The sequence below is a fragment of the Rhizobium sp. 18055 genome (genome assembly GCF_902706285.1).
Lineage (GTDB): Bacteria > Pseudomonadota > Alphaproteobacteria > Rhizobiales > Rhizobiaceae > Rhizobium.
In genome coordinates this window covers 374,619-393,544 of sequence record NZ_CACSKD010000001.1, presented here as the reverse complement: position 1 = coordinate 393,544, position 18,926 = coordinate 374,619, and the positions used below count along the sequence as shown (strand labels likewise).

General features: G+C 59.9%; 17 protein-coding genes. 8 read left to right on the top strand and 9 right to left on the bottom strand.

Annotated elements, in window-relative coordinates; translation table 11 throughout:
* The first annotated feature begins 215 nt into the window (after positions 1 to 215).
* The 3 genes from GVL52_RS01755 (at position 216) to GVL52_RS01745 (ending at position 4,589) form a co-directional block, all read left to right on the top strand.
* Positions 216 to 1,229, top strand: coding sequence for a substrate-binding domain-containing protein (locus GVL52_RS01755; protein WP_160003532.1), 1,014 nt, complete (start codon positions 216 to 218; stop codon positions 1,227 to 1,229).
* A 119-nt stretch (positions 1,230 to 1,348) separates the two neighbouring features.
* On the top strand, positions 1,349 to 2,233 hold the full coding sequence (locus tag GVL52_RS01750; protein WP_160003531.1) for an AraC family transcriptional regulator: 885 nt from the start codon (positions 1,349 to 1,351) through the stop codon (positions 2,231 to 2,233).
* Positions 2,234 to 2,408: 175 nt separating this feature from the next.
* Positions 2,409 to 4,589 carry a TonB-dependent siderophore receptor gene (locus GVL52_RS01745; protein ID WP_160003530.1) on the top strand — a complete coding sequence of 727 codons (2,181 nt, stop codon included), beginning with the start codon at positions 2,409 to 2,411 and terminating at the stop codon, positions 4,587 to 4,589.
* A gap of 119 nt (positions 4,590 to 4,708) precedes the next feature.
* On the opposite strand, the gene GVL52_RS30295 is transcribed toward GVL52_RS01745, so the two are convergent.
* On the bottom strand, positions 4,709 to 4,855 hold the full coding sequence (locus GVL52_RS30295; RefSeq protein ID WP_200847739.1) for a hypothetical protein: 147 nt from the start codon (positions 4,853 to 4,855) through the stop codon (positions 4,709 to 4,711).
* Between the two features lie 283 nt (positions 4,856 to 5,138).
* Here GVL52_RS30295 and GVL52_RS01740 point away from each other — a divergent pair, with 283 nt between their 5' ends.
* The 3 genes from GVL52_RS01740 to GVL52_RS01730 all read left to right on the top strand — a co-directional run bounded on the left by GVL52_RS01740 (position 5,139) and on the right by GVL52_RS01730 (position 9,439).
* Positions 5,139 to 8,075, top strand: coding sequence for a PAS domain-containing protein (locus tag GVL52_RS01740; RefSeq protein WP_160003529.1), 2,937 nt, complete (start codon positions 5,139 to 5,141; stop codon positions 8,073 to 8,075).
* A 145-nt stretch (positions 8,076 to 8,220) separates the two neighbouring features.
* Positions 8,221 to 8,559, top strand: coding sequence for a cupin domain-containing protein (locus tag GVL52_RS01735; protein WP_160003528.1), 339 nt, complete (start codon positions 8,221 to 8,223; stop codon positions 8,557 to 8,559).
* Positions 8,560 to 8,851: 292 nt separating this feature from the next.
* A complete protein-coding gene (locus GVL52_RS01730) occupies positions 8,852 to 9,439 on the top strand; it encodes a biliverdin-producing heme oxygenase (protein ID WP_160003527.1) in 588 nt (195 codons plus the stop codon).
* A 138-nt stretch (positions 9,440 to 9,577) separates the two neighbouring features.
* Here GVL52_RS01730 and GVL52_RS01725 read toward each other — a convergent pair whose 3' ends face one another.
* Positions 9,578 to 9,805, bottom strand: coding sequence for a hypothetical protein (locus tag GVL52_RS01725; protein ID WP_160003526.1), 228 nt, complete (start codon positions 9,803 to 9,805; stop codon positions 9,578 to 9,580).
* Positions 9,806 to 10,208: 403 nt separating this feature from the next.
* Here GVL52_RS01725 and GVL52_RS01720 point away from each other — a divergent pair, with 403 nt between their 5' ends.
* Positions 10,209 to 10,430, top strand: coding sequence for a hypothetical protein (locus tag GVL52_RS01720; RefSeq protein WP_160003525.1), 222 nt, complete (start codon positions 10,209 to 10,211; stop codon positions 10,428 to 10,430).
* A 208-nt stretch (positions 10,431 to 10,638) separates the two neighbouring features.
* Positions 10,639 to 11,241: a cysteine rich repeat-containing protein gene (locus GVL52_RS01715; protein WP_160003976.1), complete on the top strand. Its 603-nt coding sequence runs from the start codon at positions 10,639 to 10,641 to the stop codon at positions 11,239 to 11,241.
* A 264-nt stretch (positions 11,242 to 11,505) separates the two neighbouring features.
* On the opposite strand, the gene GVL52_RS01710 is transcribed toward GVL52_RS01715, so the two are convergent.
* From GVL52_RS01710 to GVL52_RS01680, 7 genes are all read right to left on the bottom strand, one after another.
* On the bottom strand, positions 11,506 to 11,718 hold the full coding sequence (locus GVL52_RS01710) for a hypothetical protein (RefSeq protein WP_160003524.1): 213 nt from the start codon (positions 11,716 to 11,718) through the stop codon (positions 11,506 to 11,508).
* Positions 11,719 to 11,720: 2 nt separating this feature from the next.
* Positions 11,721 to 13,598: a hypothetical protein gene (locus tag GVL52_RS01705; RefSeq protein ID WP_160003523.1), complete on the bottom strand. Its 1,878-nt coding sequence runs from the start codon at positions 13,596 to 13,598 to the stop codon at positions 11,721 to 11,723.
* Positions 13,595 to 14,629 (bottom strand): Gfo/Idh/MocA family protein, encoded by a 1,035-nt coding sequence (locus tag GVL52_RS01700; RefSeq protein WP_160003522.1) that lies wholly within the window; start codon positions 14,627 to 14,629, stop codon positions 13,595 to 13,597. The genes GVL52_RS01705 and GVL52_RS01700 overlap by 4 nt, the downstream gene beginning before the upstream one ends.
* A 3-nt stretch (positions 14,630 to 14,632) precedes the next feature.
* Positions 14,633 to 15,697: an ABC transporter permease gene (locus GVL52_RS01695; RefSeq protein WP_160003521.1), complete on the bottom strand. Its 1,065-nt coding sequence runs from the start codon at positions 15,695 to 15,697 to the stop codon at positions 14,633 to 14,635.
* Complete coding sequence (locus GVL52_RS01690) at positions 15,694 to 17,238, bottom strand: sugar ABC transporter ATP-binding protein (RefSeq protein WP_160003520.1); 1,545 nt, start codon at positions 17,236 to 17,238, stop codon at positions 15,694 to 15,696. The genes GVL52_RS01695 and GVL52_RS01690 overlap by 4 nt, the downstream gene beginning before the upstream one ends.
* 2 nt (positions 17,239 to 17,240) lie before the next feature.
* Complete coding sequence (locus tag GVL52_RS01685) at positions 17,241 to 17,885, bottom strand: DUF2291 family protein (RefSeq protein WP_160003519.1); 645 nt, start codon at positions 17,883 to 17,885, stop codon at positions 17,241 to 17,243.
* 82 nt (positions 17,886 to 17,967) lie between these two features.
* On the bottom strand, positions 17,968 to 18,909 hold the full coding sequence (locus GVL52_RS01680; RefSeq protein ID WP_160003518.1) for a D-ribose ABC transporter substrate-binding protein: 942 nt from the start codon (positions 18,907 to 18,909) through the stop codon (positions 17,968 to 17,970).
* Positions 18,910 to 18,926: the final 17 nt, after the last annotated feature.

Sequence of the window (18,926 nt, the reverse complement as noted above, 5' to 3'; positions counted from 1 at the left end):
AAAAAGATGGCTGCAACCCAGCCAGTGATGATCGCGATAATGCGATGTTCGATGCCGACTGTTTGCTTGTTCAATACTTTGCAAACGCGTGCAAACGGAGCACATTGGCGCGTGTGATGTCAATATTCGTCATGAAAACTTCATATTGATCGAAGGCATTGCGATTGCACGCAAGTGCAAGTCGAGGCATGACTGTGTGCAACGAAAGGGTGCCCATGTCGTCAAAGCTATTCGTCAGTGCGCAGGAAGTCGCCGAGCGGGCAGGTGTGTCGCGTTCTGCCGTGTCGCGAACCTTTACCCCTGGCGCCAGCGTGTCGGCCGATACCCGAAAACGCGTGCTCGAAGCGGCTGATGCCCTCGGCTACCACGTTAATCACCTTGCCCGCGGCTTGATGCGCAACGAGAGTGGTATCGTCTGCCTGATCGTTTCGGATGTGGCAACGCCATACAGGTCGGCGCTGTTGCGTGAACTGACCATCCAGTTGCAGAATGTCGGCAAGGTGGCGATGTTCGTCAACACCGATCGCTCAGACGGAAGCGTCGATCGGGCACTGCAGCAAGCTATCCGTTACCGCGCAGATGCATCGATCATCCTGTCTGGCTTGCCCGACAAATCCATCACCCAGCTTTGCCTTCGCAGCGGGCAGCGCCTAGTCCTCATCAACCGCGATGACGACCAGCCGGGGCCGCTGAAGATCAATCTCGACGATTATGAATCGGGCGGCAGGATCGCCATGGCATTCGCCAGGGCCGGATGCCGCACCTTAGCGTTTGCCAACTCCGAAGCCGGCACGCCGAGCCTCATGGGTCGGGAGCGCGGCTTCGTTGCAGCCGCAGCGAAACTGGGCCTTGAGGTCGTCGTCGAGCGCTACGGATCGACAGGATATGAAGCGGGCAAGGTGCTGGCGCAACGCATGCTTACCCGCGCCGATCGGCCCGACGCCGTCTTCTGCGCGACGGATCTGCTCGCCTGCGGTTTCATGGACGCGGCGCGCCATCAGTTCGGTATGTCGATACCCGACCAGCTCTGCATCGCAGGTTTCGACGATATCGAACAGGCCTCGTGGTCATCCTTCGATCTCACCACCTTTGCGCAACCGGTCGTGACCATGGCCACAAAGGCGGTGCAATGGCTCGTCGGTACCGGCGACGGCGAGGAGGCTGGCGAGGCGCACTCCGTCCGGTTGAAGGCCGAGCTTGTCTGGCGCGGTTCCATCCGAGGCGGCTGATGCCACAACAGCCGTTGCCGTCGCGCTGAAACATAGGGTGAGCATCTTGCACGAGATTGCCATTTCGATACGCTTGCTTTAAACTTGAGTTTATCAAGAAGGTATAGCGCTCACCGTACATGACATTTCAACCCCGCATGCAGAACAAGATCGAAGGTTTCTCCGTCGTCGGTGGCCTTCATCGGCGAACCTGGAACGGCATCGTTGCGGACGTGTGGGATGTGGAATGCGCGCCTTATGCCGGCGGCTATTATGTCGCCAATGATCCGCGGTTGTTCATCCTGCTCGATATGCGTGGTCCCGGCAATTCGTTGGTCAAGCTGACCCCGAAGGGTGCTGGCGGCGTGCAGGACACCAAACATCGCCCGATCTCCTATGTGCCGGCTGGCATGGAACTTTGGGCGGACCTCACAGATGTCCAATACCTTCGCCATCTCGACCTGCATTTCGATGCCGAAATCGTGGCGCGCCGGCTGATGGAGGAACTCGACCCGGATCGATTGACCAGCCCGCGCCTGCTGTTCTCCGACGAGCGCATTCTGACGCTGTCGCGGCTGATCGCGACCGAATGCATGAACCCGGCGCCACTGCACGATCTCTATGGCGATGGCCTGGCGCTGGCGCTGATCATAGACGTGATGAAGCTTGGCAAGGCGGAGGTCCGCAAGCGCAGCAAGCTCGCCGCATGGCAATTGCGCAAGGCCAAGGACTTCATCAACGACAACTGCATGCGCAATATCCGGCTCGAGGAGCTCGCAACCCTTGCCGGTCTCTCGCAATCCCATTTCAGCCACGCCTTCAAGGCGTCCACCGGCATGGCGCCGCATCAGTGGCAAATGAACGCGCGGCTGGAGCAGGCAAAGCAACTTCTCCTCCACGCAGACCAGTCGCTGATGGAAATTGCTGCCGAAACGGGTTTCTCCGATCAGGCCCATTTCACCCGCGTGTTTCGAAAGAATGTCGGGACGACGCCGGCGACCTGGAAGAAAGCCCGCGTTGCCTGAACGACACACTGTCTGGGCGTTTGATCGAGCCACGAAAAATTGCCCAAAAACATTCAATTTTTCCCGGATCACGACAAGCTGCACGCTTTAAATTGAGTTAATCACTCATCTTATTCGTAGGTGTCGGCTGCACCGTTGGGATGACGGGTGTGGCGTGAGTGGGGTGATAATGAGCATGGGCGCGAGAGCAGACCGTTTTATCTTCAAAGCAAAGCTTCTGGCGGGCGTTGCCGTCTTCGGGGCGAGCGCGACGCTTGCCGTTGCGCAAGAGCCTACCGAGCTGAAGCCAGTTGTCATTCAGGGCACGGGTGCTGGAAACGCCTTAGCTGATGACTCAGCCGATGCGAGCGGCATAGGTCCTGTAAGGGGCTATGTTGCCAAGAGGACCACAGTGGGCTCCAAAACCGCTACGCCGCTCAACGAGGTTCCGCAGGCGGTCTCGGTCGTCGGCCGGCAGGAAATGGACGACCGCGGCGTCGTCAACAAGGTGGACGAAGCGCTGCGTTACACGCCCGGTGTCGTTGTCGGTCCTTACGGCACCGATCCGGACACCGATTGGTACTATATCCGCGGTTTTGATGCCAGCCAGACTGGTGTGTACATGGATGAGCTCAATCTCTTCGCCTATGGGTTCGGCAACTTCCAGATCGACCCTTTCATGCTTGAGCGCGTCGATGTGCTGAAAGGTCCTGCATCGGTGCTTTATGGTGGCGCCAATCCAGGCGGCATCGTCAATATGGTCCGCAAGCGGCCGACCGACGAACCCTATTTCTACACCGATATCGGCATCAACAGTAACGGAAATGCCTTCACCGGGTTCGATATGTCGGACAAGCTCGGCACCAGCGATACGATGAGCTACCGTCTCACCGGAAAGATCGCCGGGGGCGACGGTTACACCGACTTTACCCATGACGTGCGCGGTTTCATCATGCCGCAACTGACCGTGTCGCCCGACGAATCGACGAAATTGACCGTGTGGGCCTATGCCGGCGGGCTGGACCAGGTTCATACGGGCAACAGCTTCCTGCCTTACGAGGGGACCGTCACCGACGCTTCCTTTGGAAAGATCTCGCGTCGCTTCTTCCCCGGCGAACCTGACATGGATACCGGCCGCTATGACCAGCAGATGCTCGGCTACGAGCTGGAACACGAGTTCGACAATGGCTGGAAGCTGAGCTCCAATTTCCGCTACGGCCACCTCGATAAATACGAGCACTACGTCTATCCGTATCTCTATGCCACTTCGACGGAGTTGAACCGGATCAATTTCGAGGGCGACACGGGTGTCGACAGCGTTGCGTGGGATAACCGCGCCGAAAACGAATTCGATCTCGGTACCACCTCACACAAGGTCATGGCCGGCGTCGACTACCGCTACTATCGCATCGACAATATTCAAAACTCGACATTCGGTGCCAGTACGCTTGATGTGCTCAACCCAGTCTACGGTGGGTCGCAAATTGCTCCGGGACCGCTCTACAACGAAGTTGCAACCATGCAGCAGCTGGGCTTCTACGCTCAGGACCAGATCCGCTTCGCAGACAACTGGCTTGTAACACTCAACGGCCGCTACGATTTCGTCGATAGCGACTTCAACAGCAAGCTTACGCCGTCGAGCAGCTACAGCGACACGGATGGCGCCTGGAGCGGGCGAGCCGGCCTTGCATATGAATTCGACAATGGCCTGACACCTTATGTCAGCGTGGCGACTTTCTTCAACCCGCTGGTCGGCACGAGTTCGGCTGGCCCGCTCTCTCCCGAAGAGGGTCAGCAGGTCGAGGCGGGCGTGAAATATGATCCAACCTTTTTCGATGGAAGCTTCACCGCTTCGGTCTTCCAGATCAACAAGCGCAATTACACGGTCTCGCTGCCGGTAGCCCCCTATACGCGGTCGCAGCTCGGCGAAGTGGAATCCAAGGGGGTGGAACTCGAAGCCAAGGTTAATCTCGACGACAACTGGAAACTGCTCGGCTCGTTCACCTATACGGATATCGAGGTAACCAAGAACCCACTGAACACGGCCCTCGTCGGCAAGACGCCCTACATCGTCCCCGATGTCATGGCGTCGCTGTGGCTCGACTATACTGTCACTCAAGGTCCACTTGACGGCGTAAGCCTTGGCGCCGGCCTGCGCTATAAGGGTGAATCCTGGGCCGACGACGAAAATACCCTGAAGGTGCCGTCGTCAGCTGTAGTGGATGCCGCCATCCGCTATAAGAAGGAGAACTGGACGGCTTCGCTCAACGTCACCAACCTCTTCGACAAGACCTACGTCGAAAGCTGCGGAGGCATAGGCGCTTGCGGCTATGGCGATGCGCGCACGGTCAGTTTCAAGCTTAGCAAACAGTGGTAAGCGAGACGCAACGACTTGGCGTCGATACGGTCGGCTGGATGAGTGGGCCTGCCTCACTCGCCAGCCGCATGGCGTCCGGCAGGGACGACTTCATTCGAAAGCCGGGTGGTGCCTCGGCCTCAGGCTGTCAGCCTGAAATAGGCCCAAGCTGCCACGAATACCGCGATCACGGCGACGACCGTCAGAACCTTGCGGAGCCACGGTGGCGGTGCCTTGGGCGTTTTCTGCGGCTTGGGTTTGCGGAACTGAATGACATTGTCGTTCATCTCGCCTGTTTCCTCTTTATACCGGACGACATCATGCTCCCATAGCAGCGTCAGCTTAAATGAAAAAGCTGATGATGAGTTTTGGAGGTGTCTTTTCCTGTCTCCGAGCATCAATGCGTCATCTCTGCCACGCAGCTGGCATGCCGTAAAGGTCGGTTCTGCGGCAGAGCGCGATCTGCATCTCCTCGCGCACATTGCGAGATTTCGCCGGCCGTCTCCCCCATGGACAGGATCATTCCCGTCGCCTATGAAACATGGGAATTCTTCGTTTCTTGGTGGCTTTATGCATTATCAGTTCACGTCCGGCCAATGGCCCATCGGCGGTGGCGAAACCGGAGAACTCGTTCGGAATTTCGACTGGTCGTCGACCTCGCTGGGTCCGATCAACGCATGGCCGCAGAACCTCAGGATCAAGGTCAACTCGATCGTCAATTCGCCGATCCCGCAGGTTCTGATGTGGGGCGACGATCATGTGATGATCTACAATGACGGCTATGTCGAGATTGCCGGCAACTACCACCCACGTGCGCTCGGTGCGACGGTTCCCGGCATCTGGCCGGAGATATGGGATTGGAACAGCAAGATCCTCGAGGCCGGGTTCCGCGGCGAAGTTCAGTCCTATCGCGACCAGAAGATGGTCCTCAATCGCAACGGTCTGCCCGAGGAGGTCGTGTTCGATCTCTTCTACACGCCGATTTATGACGATGACGGCAAGGTCGATGGCGTTCTCTGCACGGTTCTGGAAAATACCGAAAAGGTGAAGGCAGTCGCCGAGCTTGCGGACAGCCGCGAGGAACTCAGGCGGTTGACCGACGCACTGCCGATCCTTGTCGGCTTCATCGATCGAGGCCATGTCTACCGCTTCGCAAACCAGGGCTACAGGGAATGGTTCGGCCTCGACGCCAACGCGGTGGTCGGCAAGCATGTTTCCGAGGTTGTCGGTGAGGCGAACTATAAGGCCCGCCTTCCCTTGATCGAGCGGGCGATGGCGGGTGAGCGGATCATCACCGATACCCCTGTCGGCAGACCGGATGGGGTGCGCCGCACCGCTGAAATTCGCTATGTCCCCCGGCAGACATCGACGGATGAGATCGATGGCATCTATGTCGTGATGATCGACATTGAGGATCGCAAACAATCCGAGATCGCCCTTCAGCGCAGCAATGGTCGCTTCCGCGCAGCGGTCAACGCGGTGCATGGCGTCATCTGGACCAATGCTGCGGATGGTCGCATGCTCGGGGAGCAGCCGGCATGGTCTGCGTTGACGGGCCAGTCCTTCGAGACCTATCAAGGTTACGGCTGGGCGGATGCCGTTCATCCTGACGATCAGGCCGGCTCAGTCGAAAGCTGGAAGGCTGCGGTCGCCGCGAAGAAAACCTATATTTACGAACACCGGGTGCGGCGCGCCGACGGGATCTATAGGAGCTTTGCCATTCGCGGCGTTCCGATCCTCGATGCGTCGGGCGAGATCGAAGAATGGGTCGGTGTCCACACCGATATCACCGAACAGCGGGATGCGGAGGCCAGCCTGCAGGAGCACGCGACCAGTCTCGAGCGGCAGGTGCGGCACCGTATCCGGGCTGAGGAGCAGTTGAGGCAGTTGAACGAGAGCCTTGAGGCTCGGGTCGAAGCGGAGATCGCCGAGCGCCATCAGGCCGAACGCGCCCTGCAGCAGGCGCAAAAGATGGAAGCGATCGGTCAGTTGACGGGCGGTGTCGCCCATGACTTCAACAACCTGCTTCAGGTGGTCTCCGGCAATCTGCAGCTTCTGTCCAAGGATATGGCGGGCAACGAACAGGCGCAGCGCCGCCTTGCCAATGCGCTGGCCGGGGTCAATCGTGGGGCGAAGCTGGCGAGCCAGCTTCTGGCATTCGGTCGCCGGCAGGCGCTCGAGCCGCGGGTCATCAACATCGCGCGCTTCATCGGCGGAATGGACGATCTGTTGCGGCGGTCGCTCGGCGAAGCCGTCGAGGTCGAAGTCGTGACCAGCGGTGGCCTGTGGAACACCTATGCCGACCCGACGCAGGTGGAAAACGCGCTGCTCAATCTCGCCATCAACGCCCGCGACGCGATGAGTGGCTCCGGCAAACTGACCATCGAGATGGGCAACGCCGCCCTTGATCAGGAATATGCCCGCAATCACCAGGAAGTGCTGCCCGGCCAATATGTGATGCTCGCCGTCACCGATACCGGATCCGGCATGCGGCCGGAGATCCTGGACAAGGTGTTCGAACCGTTCTTTTCGACCAAGCCGGAAGGCAAGGGGACCGGGCTCGGTCTCTCCATGGTCTATGGCTTCGTCAAGCAGTCCGGCGGGCATGTCAAAATCTATAGTGAAGTGGATCAGGGAACGACGGTCAGGATCTACCTGCCGCGCTCTGTCGCCGACGAAGACCGCGAAGTTGCCGTCCATAACGGACCCGTCGTCGGCGGCAGCGAAACCGTCCTCGTGGTCGAGGATGATGAGCAGGTTCGCTCCACCGTGGTCGAGACACTGTCTGATCTGGGCTACAGCGTGCTCACGGCCAAGGACGCCCAGGCAGGGCTGAACGTGATCGAGAGCGGCGTGCCGATCGATGTGATCTTCACCGATGTCGTCATGCCGGGCCCGCTGAAAAGCAGCGAGATGGCGCGGCGTGCCAAGGAGCGATTGCCCGGCGTGGCGGTGCTTTTCACCTCAGGTTACACAGAAAACTCGATCGTCCACGGCGGAAGGCTCGACCCTGGTGTAGAGTTGCTGTCGAAGCCCTATAGCCGAGAGGCCCTGGCACGCCGGCTTCGCCATGTGATTGCCAACCGCAAGCAGCAGGAGCAGGCGTCCGCACCGGCGATGTCGTTGCAGCCGTCGCCGAAGGAAACGTCGGGCAAGCCCCGGATACTGATCGTCGAAGACGATTTCCTCATCCTGTCCAATATGGCAGAAATGCTGATCGAGATGGGTCATGAGCCGACTGAAGCCGCAGACGGCGCCGAGGCACTTTCGTTCTTGCAGACGAACGACATTGATATCCTGATCACCGATATTGGATTGCCCGATATCAATGGGGTGGATCTGGCTATTCGCATACTGGCGGCACAACCCAATATTTCCGTCGTCTTTGCCACCGGCGAACAAAGCTTGCCGGCACATGCCCCGTCTTCGGCGCTGCTGTTGAGGAAGCCCTATTCTGGCGCAGAGTTGAGAGCGGCGGTTGAACGGGCAAGCGGTGCAGAGCGCTGACACGTTGCTGGCAGAGGAACAGATCAGGCGATGCACACATGCTTGGCTGTGGTCGTCAGATGGATTCAATATCGCAGGGAGAGCGATCGATCATGCCAACTGCACCGAGAAGTAACGATCGAAGAGTTGAAACGAGGCTTGCGCAATGACATCAGGTGATCTGTTCATATCTGCCGACCACGGTGATTGGGTCAGCCCGGAACCGGGTGTCACCCGCCGGATCATGGCCTACCTGCCTGAAATGATGATGGTCGAGGTCGTTTTCGAGAAGGACGCGATTGGCGCAAAGCATTCGCACCCGCATATCCAGGCAAGCTATGTCGCGGAGGGCAGCTTCGAAGTGACGATCGACGGTCGGACGGAAACCTTGCTGAAGGGCGGCAGTTTCATCGTTCCACCCGATCTGGTGCACGGCGTGAGGGCGCTGGAGCCGGGACGCCTGATCGATACGTTCACACCGCATCGCGCCGAATTCCTGAAGTGAATTTCCGGCGACCATGTTCGATATGGACCGGTGGCGTCGCGGTTGCCACCGGTGTGAATGCCAGCATCAAGTGGCGGCTTGCGGTCATCTCCTGACGGATGTCGCCGAACGGAAAACACGCGGCAGAACGCCAGCGTTGCGTAACGCGTTCGTAAACATCCATTTATCGGTGATATCTCCGAATGGTTGCCTTAGAGCCATTCTAAATGATTGATGTTGCATCGCTTTTGCAGAGCGGCTACTCGCTTCTAAAGGACGTGATGTTCATGTCGATTGCAAAAGAGAGACTCCGATGACCGAAGAGAGCCGCACAAAACGGCTGAAGAATGCGACACACGACGCCCATGAGCGGCTCGACAAGCGCATCATGCAATTGAACCCCTTTGCCGACCGCGGCCACTATGGTCGCTTCCTGAAGATGCAGTATCTGTTCCATCGCGACCTTGATGCATTGTTCTTCGATGGAAAGCTCGATGCACTGCTACCGGACCTCAAAGGTCGCCGCAGGCTTGGCCTGATTGAGCGGGACATGACTGATCTCGGCGTCGGCGTGCCTGCGGCCAAGGCCGATCCGAGGTTCGTGAACGGCGCTGATGTCGGTCTTGGGGAAATGCTTGGCTGGATCTACGTGATCGAAGGGTCGAACCTCGGGGCAGCCTTCCTGCTGAAATACGCTGCCAAACTCGGTCTCGACGAAAACTTCGGCGCGCGTCACCTGGCGGGTGCACCTGAAGGGCGCGGTCTGCATTGGCGTACCTTCACGGCCGCACTGGATGGTGTCGATCTGACGCAGGAAGACGAGCAGCAAGCAATCGCAGGTGCCGAAGCCGCATTCCGACGTGTCTACGACCTTGCTGAAGAGGCTTTCGTCGCTCTTTGAATGGGGCGGCTTCACTACTCCCGGCGGCCGGTGCTAAGGCACTGCCGGGAGTTGCGCATAGGCCGCGTCCCACTGAAGGCCGGAACCGGCATCGCTGATCATTGTGTCGGTGGCAGACCGGAGCCAGTTGGAGTTTAACTAAGGCAGGACAAGGAAATTGGCGGAGCTCGCATCCACATTTCCGATTCGTATCTTGTGTTCCGCCTGCATGGAGAGCGGAGCCAGCGTCACCCGCTTCGCTGCCTTTGCGCGACGCAGAAGCTCCTCGCCAGCAAACAACATGCCATCCTTGTCTCCGAGTTCATAAGCGACGTGGCCGCTATGTCCGTCGTCGGCAATGGTAATCGTCCCCAACCCTGATTTCATTTTTGTGAGCCTCCCTCGCATTCCTTTGATCGTCCATCAGACGAGCGAAAAGTTCAACACTGCGCGGGATCTATCCACTGATTTGGTGATCTATTCTCGTAGGGCATGCATCAAAGAAAAAAAGCCTCGCGAATGCGAGGCCAGAGTTTGGACCCACATCGGGGAAAAAAGATGCGGTCAACAGGCGTCTAACGCCTCAGCGGTGTCGTGAACAGGCCAGATTTCGTCGTTTCGGTACTGTCGATAAGAAAATGTTCATCTGTTGACAGGAAGGCAACCTGCGGGACCCCGTAGTTGCAGAGCTGCTCGCTATGAAACGGCTGCCTTCTTCCTGCCACGCTCCGGACATCGGGCCGTTACACGGCCGTGCTAAATCGCAATCTCCAAACCAAGGAGTGCGGCCATGCATGACATGACCATGTCGGAAGTTCTGAAAGACCCGCTGATCCGCCAGATGCTGCGCGCGGACAAAATCAGTCTTGGTGTTTTTGCCGAGTTGCTGCAGGCGGCGGCAAACGAGCGCGCCCGCGTATTTGCAGGGCGTGGACGGGACGAATTTCCGGCCAGCGCGTATATCGCGACGAGTTCTGGTCAGGCTCATTCCCGGCGCACTGCTTCGAACTAGGACGACACGACGCTCGGCGTTTGTCGCAAGTTGCGTGTCTACTGCCGTGATTGCGGATTTGGGTGGCATGCGCGAGCTAGCGGAACCATATTAATTAACATATACTAATATTGCATCTCTGCATGAGAGCCAGCGGCTCGCCCAGCTGGCGCGGTCGCTCTGGTCCGGTGACGCTTTGTGCATGACGTTCAAAATGCTGGGGGAGGGAATGCGTATAGATCTGCTTTCTAGGCCGCCGAGCAACCGGGGCAAACGACCGGTCGCGTCAGCACTGATTTCACTGTGCATCGTGTTGTTTGCTGGCGACACGGCAGTGTCGCAGCAGCCGACGGCGCAACAGCGCAACGCGGTCAAATCTGACTGCCGATCCGATTTCATTGCGCAATGCTCTGGCGTCCAACCCGGTGGGATCGAGGCGCTGACGTGCCTGCAGCAGCACAGTGCGACGCTCTCGGACAGTTGCCGCAAGGCGGTGTCGGCAATCACCACTGCAAAGCCGAAGACGACGGCTGTGCCGCCCGTGGCTGTGCGGCCGGGCGCGCCGGCGCCCGCGGCTGGCTCGGGCTCGCCCGCTCAGCCGCCGGTGGTCGCGCCTGCCGCAACCGCAATGCCGGCGGCAAACCCGCGTGGTCAGATGCCCTCCTTTACACCGAGGGAGGAGCTCATTCTTGTCAGGGAAACCTGCGGCCCCGATTTCCGCCGGTTCTGCCAGTCAACGCCGCTTGGCGGCGGCCGGGCTATCGCGTGCCTGAGGGAGAATGCTGCACGTCTGTCGCCGGGATGTCAGCAGGTGCTGGCAAAGGGTCTTTAGACACGTATGACACGCGCCGGCCGGTCGATCATCCAGCTACGTTTCAGCCAAGAGAACTGTTTGCGTTTAGCAATGCACAGCCAGTTGCTCGTTGGCTGTTGGCTTGCAATCTGTCGCGACATACCAACCACGAGATTGGAAGCCCGTCCCAGCCCCGCTGGGACGAGCCTACCGGTCCGTACCCCACGGACCACGGCGTTTGGGGCCGCTGTGTCTCTGATGCCGTGCCTAATGGGCCATTGCAACCGAAAGCCGATTGCTTGGTTAGCTGGTAAGGTTACCCGCCAACTCAGCCATCCGGCGCATCGTTTCCATCGAAGAAATCGCGCCGGGTGACACGGTATATCCGCGATATAGCCACGGTTTCTGATGCTTCACCGGGCCGATATGACCGAGCGACAGGTCGCCCGAACGCGCCGATCCTTGCTGGCGATTCACATTGACAAGCGTGTTGGTGTCCAGGCTCTCGCGACGCAAGATCAATCTGCAAGCGTGATGGATGTTACCTGATAGGGTGAAAGAGATAGCACGCCACCCATCAATTTGTCTGAACGTCTGAAAGAACCAAGATCGACCTGCTGATCACTGCTGGTGACGTTGACGATCCAAAGAGTTGCACCGACCGGCGCCTTTGTCACGAACGCCAGGACCCGTGAAGGACCGGAGGACGAGCATTCTACCCATTCGCAGCCGGCAAGGCCGGCCAAAGCCTGCACCGCCTTGAAAAGCGGGCGGCGGCCACCGGCGGCAACGGGTTCACCCTCGCCGGCAAGCAGGCCGAACTTTCCGGTCAGCGCCGACAGTGTCAGGCATTCCAGCCCGGACTCCAGAACCCTGGCGACGTAGCCCATCGCAAATGCTTCGGCGAAAAGGCCGTTGTGCCGGGGGTCGCTGTTGGCCATCGGCATGCGGATATTGTTGGGATTATCCATGGTCCGGCTGCCGTAGGGGTTCTGCCGCATCGGGATGGTCGATGGGCCGATGCGGTAGGGCTTGTCGCCATAGATAGCGCGTACCGATCGTGTGATGAAGGGCAGAGCTTCCAGCGTCTGCATGACGCTGAGATCATCGGCGGCATGCACGATCGGGTTGGTGCAATGGCTGATGAACGCAAGTGGTTCGGCAGGCACACGCTTGCGGTTGAGCTCCGTGAAATAGCTCAGCATGCCGCCACCGATCCGGATATCCGCAAAAGCGGCATGGGCGGCGGCATAGATCTGCTCAAGCGGCGGGCATTCCGGCCATTGGCTGCCTGGTGGCGTCGATTGCCGATCGACCGACGGCGATATGATGATCGCATCCGGCTTGAAGTCTGCGTCCCGCATCAGGGCCGCGATCTCTCGGGTTTCTACTTCAACGGGCCGTTTGCATGGCAAGGCAATTTCCAGCGTCGATGAGCCGAGATGAAGCCTTGCAACGGCTGCAAAGCGCTTGAAAGCCTGTGCGTCGTGTCCCGCTGCCGGATCGAAATGGAAGAGCAATTCCTGAGGGTTGATCTCTGCCAGCATGCCGCGCGCCTCAAGCACCGCATCGGCCTCTTCAGGAGTGACGACGATGCCAATCGCCGGCATCCGGCCGTGGTGCTCGCCGGGTGCGAGGATCACTGGCGGCTGGTGGATATCGACCGAGGTCGAGGACGGTTTTGCGCGCTTGTCGGTAATACCAAGAACGATCCGCTGCGTGACCGCTTCACCTGCCGGTATCCGGTACGGCCAGGGCAGGGCGAGTGGGCGAACATAGGTCTTGTAGGATGCGTCCGACCAGTTGCGCTGGTCCTCCATCTCGAACACATCGCCTTCCATGATGCACTCGGCGGTCACATCAGGCATGGCTGTGTGGGTGATGGCGCGCATATCCTTGAACGGCTGCCAGGGTTCGATCAGGTCCGGAAAACGCGTCTCCACCCGCAGCCCGTCGGCATGCTCGACCGTCACCGGCGATCCGGCAACGCCGACGATCGGGTGCAGGATACAGAAGCCGCAACGGTTGGTCTCGAAGCCTGTCTTGGAGAGAGCATCGGCCGCGAAGATCAGCGGCGCGTTGGCCTCGGCGGAAATTCGGACCCGGATCGTGAGGTCGGTTCCATCGGGGCCTTCGCAATGCGCGACATAGCTGACGGCAAAGGCGTTGTCCGTCTGGTCGATCGTCATATCGGCGATCTGCGGCGCGTATGTGCCCCAGTCGCGGTCGCGCACGAGATAGGAGACCGCGCGTAGCACCTCGACACCGTCATAGGTGATGGTGCGCAGGTTGCCGCCGCTGAGATCCGCCGTCAGCTTGCCGGCCATCAGCCGTACCGGCTGAGGCTCGACCTCTCTTGTCCCATAAATCAGAAACGCATCGGTTTCGGCACTCATCGCAGCATGGCCGCGATATCCACCGTCTGGCCGCTGGCAGCACTGTCATAGGCGGCTTCGACAAGGGCGAGTGTCTTCAGGTTGTCAGCGCCCGAGGTGGAGGTCTCGCCACCTGCGGCAAGGCGTTCGGCCCAATGCTGCTGGATGGCGTAGACGCTTTCCTGAATATTGTGCCAGGGGCGCGATGCCCAGGAGAGCAGCGTCGGCGAGACGTCGGAAACCTCGGTGCCGTGTCTGCCGGTCACTTCGAGACGATAGCCCTGCGACAGCCGGATGCTGCCTTCGGTGCCGTCGATCTCGATCAGCGTCTCCGGGAAAGGCTCGGTCGAGAGCTTGGAGGCGTAGCTGACATCGACGATCGATGTGGCGCCGCTTTCGTGGTCGAGCAGGATCGTCGCGACGTCCTCGCCCTTGATGTCAGGGTTCACCCGCTTGGTGCGGGCGCTGAGCGAGGCAACATCGCCGAGGATATAGCGGGCGATATCGAGCGTGTGGATGCCGAGATCCTCGATGATGAAGCGCTGGCCTTCGGCCAGATATGGCTGTCCGGAGAAGACGTCATAGCCGGAGCGGAACGAGAAGCGGCCCCAGAAGGGCTGGCCGATCGTGCCGGCTTCCAGCACTTTCTTCACCGCCTGGATCGGTGTCTGCCAGCGGAAGTTCTCGTGCACCATCAGTGGGATGCCGGCATCGGCGCAGACCTTGACCATCGCCTTGGCGTCATCGAGCGTCTTGGCGAATGGCTTCTGGCAGATCGCCGGCACCTCGTGGGCGGCGGCCATTTCCACCAGCGCGCGGTGGCTCTGGACGGTGGTGGCGATGTCGACGAAATCGAAGCCGCCATCGGCAAACATCTGCGCTGCATCGCTGTAGCGTCGTTCGATGCCGAACTGGTCGCCGACGATCTTTAGCCTCTCCGGATCACGATCGCAGATCGCCACGATCGAGGCACCAGCCACATCCTGCCACGCATGCATCTGGTTGACCGCGAAGAAACCGCAGCCGATGAGTGCGCCATTCAATTCCGTCATTGCTTAGCCTGCCTTTGCCATTTGCATGAGGGTCACGCGCTGCTGCAGACGGCGCTGTGCCTGATCCACGACCACCGCGATAATAATCACCAGGCCCTTGATGACCATCTGCCAGAAAGATGAAACGCCCATCATCACCAGACCGTCCGACAGGATGCCGATAACGAAGGCGCCGATGATCGTCCCGCCGATCGTCCCGCGCCCGCCCGACATTGACGTGCCGCCGAGCACCGCTGCGGCAATCGCGTTCAGTTCGAAGCTTTCGCCGGTTGCCGGATGCGAGGCCATCAGCTCCGAGGAGATGATCAGGCCGACGATCGCTGCGCACAGCCCTGAGAACATGTAGACGAAGATCTTGACCACATCGACACGGATACCGGACATGCGTGCCGCACGCTCGTTGCCACCGACCGCAAAAATATGCCGGCCGATCGGCGTCGAGCGCGCCACGTAACCGGCAATGAGCGCGAGCACGATCAAAATCCAGATCGAGACCGGCAGGCCCAGCATGCGCCCGGCGCCGAAGACGTCGAAGCCCGTCGTCGCATATTCCGGACGGCCGACCAGATTTGGGAAGGTCTGGCCATCGGAAGAGAGCAGCGCCAGGCCGCGGGCAATATAGAGCGTCCCGAGCGTCGCGATGAATGGCGCGACGTTGAGTTTGGTGATCAGCAATCCGTTGATCAGGCCGATCGCCAGGCCGACGGCAAGCGTGATCAGCACGATCTCGTAGATATTGAAGAACACCGTATAGCCGATCGGCAGCTCGACGCCGTTGAGGATCAGCGCGCCGGCGACCATGCCGCACAGGCCGACGATCGAGCCGACCGAAAGGTCGATGCCGCCGGTGATGATGACGAAGGTCATGCCCATCGCCAGGAAGGCGTTGAGCGCGACGTGCTTCGACATCAGGATCATGTTCGCCGTCGATGTGAAGTTCGGCGCGAAGATTGCGAAGAAGATGATCACCGCAAACAGCGCGATAAAGGTCCTGAGCTTCATCAGCGTCAGCAAAATGGAGCCGCTCGACAGCTTGGCCCCGAAAGTGGAAGAGGTGTCCGCCGTCATGACGCGATCTTTCCTGTATGTCCGTGACCCTTGGCGGATGCCGCGATGATGGCTTCTTCCGTCGCTTCGCTCTTGTCGAAGACGGCGACCAGTTTGCCGTTGCTGAGAACGGCGATACGGTCGGAAAGGGCCATGACCTCTTCAAGGTCGGAGGTTGAAAACAATATTGCAAGGCCGTTGGCGGCCAGTCTCCGCATCGTGCGGAACACGTCCGCCTTGGCGCCGACATCGATGCCGCGACTGGGTTCGTCCATCAGCAGAACCTTGGGGTGGGTCATCAGCGCCTTGCCGATGACCACCTTCTGCTGGTTGCCGCCGGACATCGAGGTGACTTCGAAATCGGGGTTCGGCGCCTTGATCGACAGATCGCGGATCATGTCGCGAATGCCCTCTTTTTCGGCGCCGGCTTTGATGTGGAAGATCCGGGTGAAGCGTTCGAGGCTGGCAAGCGTCAGGTTGCTGGCAATCGACAACACCTGCACCAGCCCCTCGCGCTGTCGGTCCTCGGGGATGAGGGCGAGGCCGCGCCTGATCCGCCGCGTGGTATCCCTAGCGCGGACTTCCTCGCCGTCGATGAAGATCTTGCCGGTCGAGTGTTTGTGCCGGCCGATGACGCATTCGAAGAATTCGCTGCGTCCGGCTCCCATCAATCCGTAGATGCCGAGGATCTCGCCGGATCGTACCGAAAGTGAGACGTGATCGACGGCAAGGCCGCCGGTGCGCCGCGGCAGGCTGATCTCTTCGGCGCGAAATGCCTCGGCGCCGAGCGCATGATCGTCTGCCTTGGCAAAATCCTTGGCGTCCGAGCCGATCATAGAGCGGACGATCCACTTGGTGTCGATGTCGCGCACCATGGCCTGGCCGGTGATCTGGCCGTCGCGCAGGACGGTGATGTAATCGCCGATCCGCATCAGCTCTTCCAGCCGGTGCGAGATGTAGACGATGGCGACGCCCGACGCCTTCAGCTCGGCAATCACCTTGAACAGGATCTCGACTTCCGCTGCAGACAGGGCCGAGGTCGGTTCGTCCATGATCAGGATGCGGGCATTGAGCGACATCGCCTTGGCGATCTCCACCAGCTGCTGCTGGCCGATCGGCAAATCCTCGACCATGGTCTCGGCATTGATGCCGGCATCCAGGCGGTCCAGGAATCCATTGGCCTTTTCGATCTGGGCCTTGTGATCGATGCCGCGAATGCCGCGGGTGATCTCGCGGGTGGCGAAGATGTTTTCCGCCACCGTCATGTTGGAAAACAGGTTGAGTTCCTGAAAGATCATCCCGATGCCGTTTGCCTGGGCGTCGGCTGGGCTGTCGAACGACACCTGTTCGCCATCGAGAATGATGCGCCCAAGCGTCGGGCGCTCGACGCCGGCGATGATCTTCATCAGTGTCGACTTGCCGGCGCCGTTCTCGCCGACCAGTACGTTGACCGCGCCGCGCCGCAGCTCGAGATTGGCACGCTTGACCGCGACGATGCCGGAATAGACCTTCGACACGTCATCGAGGCGCAGGATGATGTCCTGTTGGATCGGTTCGGCCATCGCTACGGCCCCACCGTCAGTTCGGCAGGCGTAATCAGCGGCAGTTGCCCGGATGCCGGCAGCGGGAACGCGCCGGTGACCGTCACGGTCTTGCCGTTCAGCCCGTCGCGCGGCAGCGGAGCCAGCAGGGCCGTGTTGATCTTCTCGTTGAACGCCTTGCCGAATTGCGCCCATTCGATCTGGTTCTTGAATTCGTTGAAATTGACGAATTCGAGCGTGTCGCGCAGGGCCGTGCCGCGGACCGCGGGGCCGATCTGCACCTTTGCATCGGCCTTGCCATCGCCGTCCATATCGACGTCGAGTGTTGCCGCTCGCGAGGCGGTATCGGCCGCGACAACCTTGCCGGTGAGCTTGACCGCATAGGTCCAGGGAGCGCTGGCCTGCTTGCGCGTGTTGCCGTATTTCGCGCCGGCCTCATCCGGGCTCGACGCGGAAAGTGCCACGACGTCCTTCAGGTCGCCGGCGCGCTTCTGCAGATAGGGAATAGCCTGCGACTGCCAGATCGCCTCGACCTTTGCGGCAGGATCGAACGCGCTCTTGGCGGCATCGGCGGCCTTTTCTTCTGCTGTCGGCGTCTTGATGATTTTGCAGCCCGGCAGTGCCAGCGCAAGCATTGCGATCACGACCACGCGTCTGACCATCGCCATCCAGTAAACTCCAATATGATGGGATAGGATAAAAAGCGAAGAGCGCTGCTATCGCGCTCTTCGCCATTGGCCTGGACCGTCGTTACTTCGAGACGGCGAAGGTTTCGAGCTTGCTGGCATTGTCTGCGTTGATGAGAACGCAATCCATCAGCTGCTTTTCTTCCTTCGGTGCGGTCTTGGTCTTGATGTAGGCGTCAGCCTGTTCGACAGCCATCTGCGCCTGGGCGAAGGCCGGCTGCAGCACGGTGGCCTTGATGCCACCGGACTTGATCGAGTCGCGGACATCGTTGGAGCCGTCGAAGCCGACGACGATCACGTCCTTGCGGCCGGCAGCCTGGAGCGCTGCGATGGCGCCCATGGCCATCGTGTCGTTGCCTGATATGACGCCCTGGATGTCGGGATTGGCCTGCAGGATGGTTTCCATCTTGGCATAGGCTTCCGTCTGGCTCCAGTTGGCCGACTGCTTGGCGACCGACTTCAGATCCGGATAGTCGTCGATGACGTCATGGTAGCCCTGCGAGCGGATGCCGGCATTGGTGTCGGACTCTTTACCGACGAGCTCGACATAATTGCCCTTCTCGCCCATCAGCTTGACGAATTCCTGCGCTCCGAGCTGGGCGCCCTGGTAGTTGTTGGAAACGATCTGCGCGACGGCGACGCCGGTGGCATTGATTTCGCGGTCGATCAGGAACGACGGAATACCGGCATCCTTGGCCTTCTTCACCGCAGCAACAGTGGCGTCAGCGCCGGCATTGTCGAGGATGATGGCTTTTGCACCGCGGCCGATGGCGGTGTCGATCATCTGGGACTGCTTGTTGGCGTCGTCGTCATGGGTCATGACAAGCGCCTCGTAGCCGAGTTCCTTGGCCTTGGCTTCGGCACCGACGGCCTCGGCCTTGAAGAACGGATTGTCGTGTGCGGGGGTGATGATGGCAATCAGGTCTGCCGAAAAGGCAGGCATGGCAGTGCCGAGTGCAAGCGCGCTGACGAAGGCAGCGACGGTCAGTCTACGTGTCAATCTCATGGTTTCCTCCCAATGAA

Coding starts and splice junctions, on each gene's coding strand:
- GVL52_RS01755 (WP_160003532.1), top strand. CDS start 216: ATGTCGTCAAAGCTATTCGTCAGTGCGCAGGAAGTCGCCGAGCGGGCA.
- GVL52_RS01750 (WP_160003531.1), top strand. CDS start 1,349: ATGACATTTCAACCCCGCATGCAGAACAAGATCGAAGGTTTCTCCGTC.
- GVL52_RS01745 (WP_160003530.1), top strand. CDS start 2,409: ATGGGCGCGAGAGCAGACCGTTTTATCTTCAAAGCAAAGCTTCTGGCG.
- GVL52_RS30295 (WP_200847739.1), bottom strand. CDS start 4,855: ATGAACGACAATGTCATTCAGTTCCGCAAACCCAAGCCGCAGAAAACG.
- GVL52_RS01740 (WP_160003529.1), top strand. CDS start 5,139: ATGCATTATCAGTTCACGTCCGGCCAATGGCCCATCGGCGGTGGCGAA.
- GVL52_RS01735 (WP_160003528.1), top strand. CDS start 8,221: ATGACATCAGGTGATCTGTTCATATCTGCCGACCACGGTGATTGGGTC.
- GVL52_RS01730 (WP_160003527.1), top strand. CDS start 8,852: ATGACCGAAGAGAGCCGCACAAAACGGCTGAAGAATGCGACACACGAC.
- GVL52_RS01725 (WP_160003526.1), bottom strand. CDS start 9,805: ATGAAATCAGGGTTGGGGACGATTACCATTGCCGACGACGGACATAGC.
- GVL52_RS01720 (WP_160003525.1), top strand. CDS start 10,209: ATGCATGACATGACCATGTCGGAAGTTCTGAAAGACCCGCTGATCCGC.
- GVL52_RS01715 (WP_160003976.1), top strand. CDS start 10,639: ATGCGTATAGATCTGCTTTCTAGGCCGCCGAGCAACCGGGGCAAACGA.
- GVL52_RS01705 (WP_160003523.1), bottom strand. CDS start 13,598: ATGAGTGCCGAAACCGATGCGTTTCTGATTTATGGGACAAGAGAGGTC.
- GVL52_RS01700 (WP_160003522.1), bottom strand. CDS start 14,629: ATGACGGAATTGAATGGCGCACTCATCGGCTGCGGTTTCTTCGCGGTC.
- GVL52_RS01695 (WP_160003521.1), bottom strand. CDS start 15,697: ATGACGGCGGACACCTCTTCCACTTTCGGGGCCAAGCTGTCGAGCGGC.
- GVL52_RS01690 (WP_160003520.1), bottom strand. CDS start 17,238: ATGGCCGAACCGATCCAACAGGACATCATCCTGCGCCTCGATGACGTG.
- GVL52_RS01685 (WP_160003519.1), bottom strand. CDS start 17,885: ATGGCGATGGTCAGACGCGTGGTCGTGATCGCAATGCTTGCGCTGGCA.
- GVL52_RS01680 (WP_160003518.1), bottom strand. CDS start 18,909: ATGAGATTGACACGTAGACTGACCGTCGCTGCCTTCGTCAGCGCGCTT.